Origin of the sequence: Bradyrhizobium sp. AUGA SZCCT0222 (assembly GCF_018130205.1) — a bacterium.
In the GTDB taxonomy this organism is placed as follows: domain Bacteria; phylum Pseudomonadota; class Alphaproteobacteria; order Rhizobiales; family Xanthobacteraceae; genus Bradyrhizobium.
This window is the reverse complement of record NZ_JAFCLX010000074.1, coordinates 22265-28941: the sequence shown is the minus strand read 5'-3', so window position 1 is coordinate 28941 and position 6677 is coordinate 22265. Positions and strand designations below refer to the sequence as shown.

Below are 6677 nucleotides of genomic sequence, written 5' to 3'. Positions count from 1 at the left end.
GATGAAAACCGAAACGCGAAATTGTCTTCGTCGTCCCGGACAAGCGAAGCGCGATCCGGGACCCATACGCCGCGGCCCATCGGTGAGAGCGCTGGCGTTAGCGACCTTCAGCAACAACAACTGCCGCGGAGTATGGGTCCCGGCCTTCGCCGGGACGACACCGGGCAAGGATGAAAACCGAATCGCGAAATTGTCTTCGTCGTCCCGGACAAGCGAAGCGCGATCCGGGACCCATACGCCGCGGCCTCTCGGTGAGAGCGCTGGCGTTAGCGACCTTCAGCAACAACAACTGCCGCGGCGTATGGGTCCCGGCCTTCGCCGGGACGACACCGGGCAAGGATGAAAACCGAAACGCGAAATTGTCTTCGTCGTCCCGGACAAGCGAAGCGCGATCCGGGACCCATACGCCGCGGCCTCTCGGCGAGAGTGCCGGCGTCAGAGACCTGCTTCAACAACGACTGCCGCGGAGTATGGGTCCCGGCCTTCGCCGGGACGACGCGGAGCAAGGATGAAAACCGAAACGCGAAATTGTCTTCGTCGTCCCGGACAAGCGAAGCGCGATCCGGGACCCATACGCCGCGGCCTCTCGGCGAGAGCGCGGGCGTCAGAGACCTGCTTCAACAACGACTGCCGCGGAGTATGGGTCCCGGCCTTCGCCGGGACGACACCGAATGTGTGGCGAGCTACGAAACCTTCCCAGCGTTGACAGCCTTTTCCAGCCGTTTCGCCAGCACCGCCCAATACGTCGCCGGCCGGAAGCGCTGCAGGAGATCCATGTACCACGCGTCGTTGCCGATCAGAATCCGCGGCTGGTTTTTCTCGATGCCGAGGATGATGCGCTGTGCCGCCGCCGGCGGCGTCGTCTTCGCCACTGCGTCGAAGCGGTCGATCGACTGCGCGCGGCGGGCGTTGTCGGTGACGCCGGTGCCGGTGCGGGAGTTGCGTACGATACTGGTGGCGACGCCGCCGGGATGCACCACCGACAATCGCACTGAACTGTTCGCCATCGCGAGCTCATGCCGCAGGCTTTCCGAAAAGCCGCGCACCGCGAATTTCGCCGCGCTATAGGCGGTCTGGCCGGGCGGGGCGATGATGCCGAAGATCGAGGAGAGATTGACGATATGCGCCTCGCGCTGCTTCGCCAAAATCGGCAGGAACGCGCGCGTGCCGTGCACCGTGCCCCAGAAATTGATGTTGAACAGCCAGTCCATCTGCGCCTGTTCGATCTCGCTGAACTGTCCGAGCAATGCGACGCCGGCATTGTTGATCACGATGTTCAGCCTGGGATGCGCGGCGCTGGCGGCTTCAGCGAATTCCGCGATCTGGCCGGGCTCGCCGACATCGACGCGGTGCGTGGTGACCTTGCGCTGGTGCGCCTTCGCGATCTCGGTCTTGGCGATCTCGGCGGCGACCTGCTGCAGCCCGGCCTCGTCGCGGTCGGCCAGTGCGAGATCGCAGCCGCGCGCGGCCAGTTCAAGCGCCAAAGCGCGGCCGATGCCGCTGGCCGCGCCGGTCACGGCGGCGGCCGATCCATTGATGGCAGTCATGCGAGGTCAGCTCCGACAGGTGAGAAAACAGGCAGGCGCGCGTTGCGGCGCGGGTTCCCGCATCTTTCGCAAATTGGAACCGAACATAAAGCGATTTTCGGCTTTAACCCCCGTTAGGTTGATGAATACCCATTCAGGAGGGCGACTCATGGGACAATCAAAACCCTTTCGTGCGACCGCACTCGTTGTCGAAGACGATCCGAAGCAGCGGGAAATGATCTGCCTGTTGCTGGAAGAAAGCGACATGGACGTGATCGAGTGCGAAAGCGCGGAGGCCGCCGAACTGGTGCTGGAGGAGGCGGGGGCGAGCCTCGTGCTTGTCATGACCGACGTCCAGCTCGCCGGCCACAAGAACGGCGTGGAGCTCGCGCATCTCGCCAAGAACATCAATCCGGACATCGATGTGATCGTGACCTCCGGCAAACCGCTGCGGCAGCAGTTGCCGGATGGCGCCAGATTCTGGGCGAAGCCCTGGGCGCCGCTGGATGTGATCCGCGAGGCGGAAAGGATGTCGATCGCCTGGAGCCGGATGGGCGAGGCGTAGCTGACGTCGAGCGTAACCAACGGCTTCGTGATCCCAGGGTTTCGGGTGCGCTGCTTTCGCAACCGGCCGCGGCATGATATGGCCGACCGGCGCCGCTTTCGCAGCCAATGGGGTCTCGTTGATGACATGGTCCTTCCTGCTCACCACGCTGATCGTGGTCGCATCCCCCGGCACCGGCGTGCTCTACACGCTGGCGGTGGCGCTGACGCAAGGCGGCCGCGCCTCGATCGCCGCCGCCTTCGGCTGCACGCTCGGGATCCTGCCGCAGATGCTGGCCGCGATGCTCGGGCTTGCCGCCGTGCTGCATACCAGCGCATTGGCGTTCGCGGTGTTGAAATGGTGCGGCGTGGTCTATCTGCTCTTCATGGCCTGGCAGGCGCTGCGCGAAACCGGTGTGCTTGCGATCGACGCCCGGCCGGCGCCGGGGCGATCGAGCCGGCGGGTGATCGTCACGGCCGTCCTGATCAACATCCTCAACCCAAAACTCTCGATCTTTTTCCTCGCCTTCCTGCCGCAGTTCATCGCGGTGGATGAGGCCTATCCCCTGGCGCGGATGCTGGAATTGAGCGGGGTCTTCATGGCGATGACGTTTGCGGTGTTCGCGCTCTACGGCCTGTTCGCGGCCGGCGTCCGCGACCGCGTCATTACCCGGCCGAGGGTAATGGCCTGGCTGCGCCGCAGCTTCGCGGCGGGATTTGCCGCGCTGGGCGCGAAGTTGGCGTTTGCGGAGAGATAGAATCAGGGCACAAATGTTACGGGTACAAAAAAGCGGGCCCGAGGCCCGCTGCTTTCGAAATCGAATGGTTTTGCAATTGGGAGGCTTGAAAGTGAAAGCCTTGAACGTACGTAAAGCCTTGAACGTAAGTAGAGCCTTGAAAGTGAAGCCTTGAAAGTGGGGGCCTTGAAGGTGGAAGCCCGGGCGGAACTGAGCGCCCCACCCGGGCCAAAATTCACTTCTTCGACTTCTTGGCCTTCTTCACCTTCTTCGCCTTTTTCGCCTTCTTCGCTTTCTTAGCCATAGTAAATCCTCTCAAGGTTTTAATGGATTGAAACGCGACTCCGAGGCATGCTTGGCGGAGGGCCAACCTCGCAACATCCTCGATTGCAATTGCAACAGATTCGCGGCGCGATGCCGCGTGCTGTCACGTCGCCGTCATCACGTTATCCACAGGTGTTATGCATTTTGATGTGCTTTTCCGCCAAAACGCCGTTCGGTAGCGCCGATCGCGCGGCGCGCGTCATGCTTAACGATGCCCCAACGCGCGCGCTCTTCATCAATTTAAAACCACGGTATTGATTACCCGGCGACGGTGAGAGTCCGTTAAGCGAGAAGGGCGCACCTTGTCCGTAAGACAACGGGGATTGTCGATCGGGGAAATGCCCGCGGAGGTGCAAGCCTTGAGCGATCTGATGGGGCGATCTAACAGGGGAGACGGGGCCGCAAACGTCCCGGACACGCGATGCTGAGCGTTCCGACGCTGTGGACGGTGTTCGTCATCAATTTTCTCGCGCTGGGTCTGATCTGGGCCTACGTGATCCGCAGCTATCCGTCGTTCTATGCCGCGCGATACTGGACCGGCTCCTCGTTCATGGCGGCGGCAGGCGCGGCCGTGGCGATGCTGCGCGTCGTGACCGACGCACTCTGGCCGCTGCTCGGCGCGGGCACCGCAATGATTTTCGCGCTCTGCCTCGCCGCGATGGGCGTCCAGAAATTCTTCGAAAAGCCGGTGTCGTGGCGCGCCACCTGGCTGGTCATGGGGCTGAGCTTCGCCGGCCTTTGCTTTTTCATGTTCGCCTATGACAGCGCGCCGGCGCGCATCACCATCTTCACCATCGCCCAGGTACTTCCGCTGGCGCTGAGCATCAAATTGCTGCTGACCCCGCATCACGGCCGTGTCAATCCGGGCGCGCGGCTGGCTGCCATCGTCGCCAGCCTCATCATCGTCATCTATGGAGTCCGGCTGGTCGGCGGCATCTTCGCCAACGTCAACTACATGCATTTCAGCCCGGTGCAGTCGGGCATGATCCTGGTGATGGTGTTCCTGTCGATGGCGCTGAATTTCGGCTTCCTGCTGATGGCGATGGACCATCTGCGCAGCGAAGTCGCCGATCTGGCGCTGCTCGACGACCTCACCGGCGTCGGCAACCGCCGCCATTTGGTGCAGCGCCTGACTGAGGAATGCGCCCGCTCGGAGCGCAGCAACCAGCCGTTCGCGCTGCTGGTGATCGACCTCGACGGCTTCAAGGGCATCAACGACACCTACGGCCACGCCGCCGGCGACGCCTGCCTGCAGCATTTCACCCTGATGGCGCAAACCCGACTGCGCCCCGGCGACATGCTGGCGCGGTCGGGCGGCGACGAGTTCTGCATCGTGCTGCCGTCCTCGACCTTGCGCGAGGGCGCGATGATCGCGCGCCGGGTGCTGGAAGTATGCCGCGCCGATGCCGAGCAATGCATGGGCAAGGATATTCCGATCTCGGTCTCGATCGGCGTCGCACAGTGGACGCGGGAGATGGGGGCGTTCCCCGACCGTCTGATTGCGGCCGCCGACCATGCGCTCTACGACGCCAAGAAGGGCGGCCGCAATTGCTTTGCGACCTACGAGCCCGCGCCACCGCTGGCGCCCGGGATCGAAATATCCGTGCTGGCGGATGCGAGCTTGCGCAAGCGCGCCTGAACCATGTTACTCAAGGGGTCGTCATTGGATCCCGCCGTATGAAGCTCCGCCGCCTTGCGATTGCGCTCTGCGCCATCGCGTTCACTCTTCCCGCTGCTGCCCAAACGCCAGACCTCGCCACCATCGCGCGATCGTCCGGCACGCCCGAGATTCCGGGGTTGAAGATAGTCTGGCTGGCGCCATGGGGCGACGTTGCAAAGGCGCATCCCTGGCGCAACATCATCGTGCACCAGACCGAAGGCCCGGCCGGCTCGGCCCGCGGCGGTGCGCAGGCGCAATTCAAAAATCCGACGCGGCGCGGCGTCATGGTCTGGGTCGAAACCGACGGCACCGTGTACTGGGCGGTGCCGGAAAATCTGGTGCCGACCCATGGCGACGGCGGCAACCGCAACGACAACAAATACATCGACAACCGCCCGACCTTTCGTCAGGTGGTCGGCAACAATTCGGTCGGCGTGGAATTCGCCGGCAATTTTCCCGACGTGACGCGCGGCCCCACCGAGGCGCAGGTGGCGGCGTGGCGTATCCTGGTCAAGGTACTGCGCGCGCGTTACGGCATCCCGCTGACGCGGGTCTATGCGCATAACTGGATCGACTTCAAGGACGCCCGGTATTGCGAAGGCTGCGAGCTTGCAAAGCTGGCGCGGGAGTGGGGCGAGTAAGCTCTCAGTCTCGGCGTGCTGCTGGAGCACGTTGAACCAGTCCACCAGTATTGCGGATTATCTGCGGCGTATTGTTGGAGGCCGGCGGTCTCTCAACTCGTCGTCCCGGCCTTGAGCTCAGATGTGCAATTGCACATCGGGGGACCCATAGCCACAAATCTTCATTGATGCGACGTGGCAAGAAAGGCAACTAACACTGCCTATCTCACATCTGCTGCGGCGTATGGGTCCCCGCCTTCGCGGGGACGACAGCGTTGGGTGGCGAGCCACTCCAAACAACAAAAAAGCCGGCGTTGCCGCCGGCTTTCGTCGTTCATTGGCTTGGCCGCGAAACTAGTGCGCGGCTTCGAGCACGGCGGCTTCCTGCCGGGCAATCGTGCCCTTGACGGCCGACTGCACCTTCTCGAAAGCGCGGACCTCGATCTGCCGCACGCGCTCGCGCGACACGCCGAATTCGGCGGCGAGGTCTTCCAGCGTCATCGGCTCTTCCGCCAGACGCCGCGCCTCGAAGATGCGGCGTTCGCGCGGGTTGAGCACACCAATGGCGCCGTTCAGCGCCTGCCGGCGATGATCGAACTCCTCGTGTTCAGCCATGATGGCTTCCTGGTTGGGCGAATTATCGACCAGCCAGTCCTGCCATTCGCCGGCTTCACCGTCGTCGCGGATCGGAGCGTTGAGCGACGCGTCGCCACCGAGGCGGCGGTTCATGTCGATCACGTCCTGATTCGTCACGCCGAGGCGCTTGGCAATGATCGCCACCTGATCGGGGCGGAGATCGCCCTCGTCCAGCGCGGAGATCTTGCTCTTCGCCTTGCGCAGGTTGAAGAACAGCTTTTTCTGGTTCGCGGTGGTGCCCATTTTCACGAGCGACCAGGAACGCAGAATGTACTCTTGTATTGACGCCTTGATCCACCACATGGCGTAGGTAGCGAGTCGGAAGCCCTTTTCGGGTTCGAACCGCTTGACCGCCTGCATCAGGCCGACATTGCCTTCCGAGACGACCTCGGAAATAGGCAGGCCGTAGCCGCGATAGCCCATGGCGATCTTGGCGACGAGCCGGAGATGGCTGGTGACAAGGTGATGTGCCGCGTCGCGATCGTCATGTTCACGCCAACGCTTGGCGAACATGTATTCCTGCTGGGGTTCCAGCATCGGAAATTTGCGGATCTCGGCGAGGTATCTAGAAAGGCCGGATTCTCCATTGAGAACCGGCAACGTAGCTGTACGGGCCATTGAGCGCCCTCCA

The 6677-nt window shown here is 63.0% G+C and carries 6 protein-coding genes; 4 read left to right on the top strand and 2 right to left on the bottom strand.

The features are described 5' to 3' along the window. Positions 1-683: 683 nt before the first annotated feature. Positions 684-1547, bottom strand: a complete 864-nt coding sequence (locus tag JQ629_RS35155) for an SDR family NAD(P)-dependent oxidoreductase (protein ID WP_212416513.1) — start codon at positions 1545-1547, stop codon at positions 684-686. Between the two features lie 148 nt (positions 1548-1695). Between JQ629_RS35155 and JQ629_RS35150 the strand changes: the two genes are divergently transcribed. From JQ629_RS35150 to JQ629_RS35135, 4 genes are all read left to right on the top strand, one after another. Further along, complete coding sequence (locus tag JQ629_RS35150; RefSeq protein WP_212416512.1) at positions 1696-2091, top strand: response regulator; 396 nt, start codon at positions 1696-1698, stop codon at positions 2089-2091. Positions 2092-2212: 121 nt separating this feature from the next. Further along, a complete protein-coding gene (locus JQ629_RS35145; RefSeq protein ID WP_212416511.1) occupies positions 2213-2827 on the top strand; it encodes a LysE family translocator in 615 nt (204 codons plus the stop codon). 724 nt (positions 2828-3551) lie between these two features. After that, entirely contained in the window at positions 3552-4769 is a 1218-nt protein-coding gene (locus tag JQ629_RS35140; protein WP_212416510.1) for a GGDEF domain-containing protein, read from the top strand. 38 nt (positions 4770-4807) lie between these two features. Next, on the top strand, positions 4808-5431 hold the full coding sequence (locus JQ629_RS35135) for a peptidoglycan recognition protein family protein (RefSeq protein WP_212416509.1): 624 nt from the start codon (positions 4808-4810) through the stop codon (positions 5429-5431). A gap of 333 nt (positions 5432-5764) precedes the next feature. Here JQ629_RS35135 and rpoH read toward each other — a convergent pair whose 3' ends face one another. Then, positions 5765-6664 carry an RNA polymerase sigma factor RpoH gene (rpoH, locus tag JQ629_RS35130; RefSeq protein ID WP_192736706.1) on the bottom strand — a complete coding sequence of 300 codons (900 nt, stop codon included), beginning with the start codon at positions 6662-6664 and terminating at the stop codon, positions 5765-5767. Between the last annotated feature and the right edge of the window lie 13 nt (positions 6665-6677).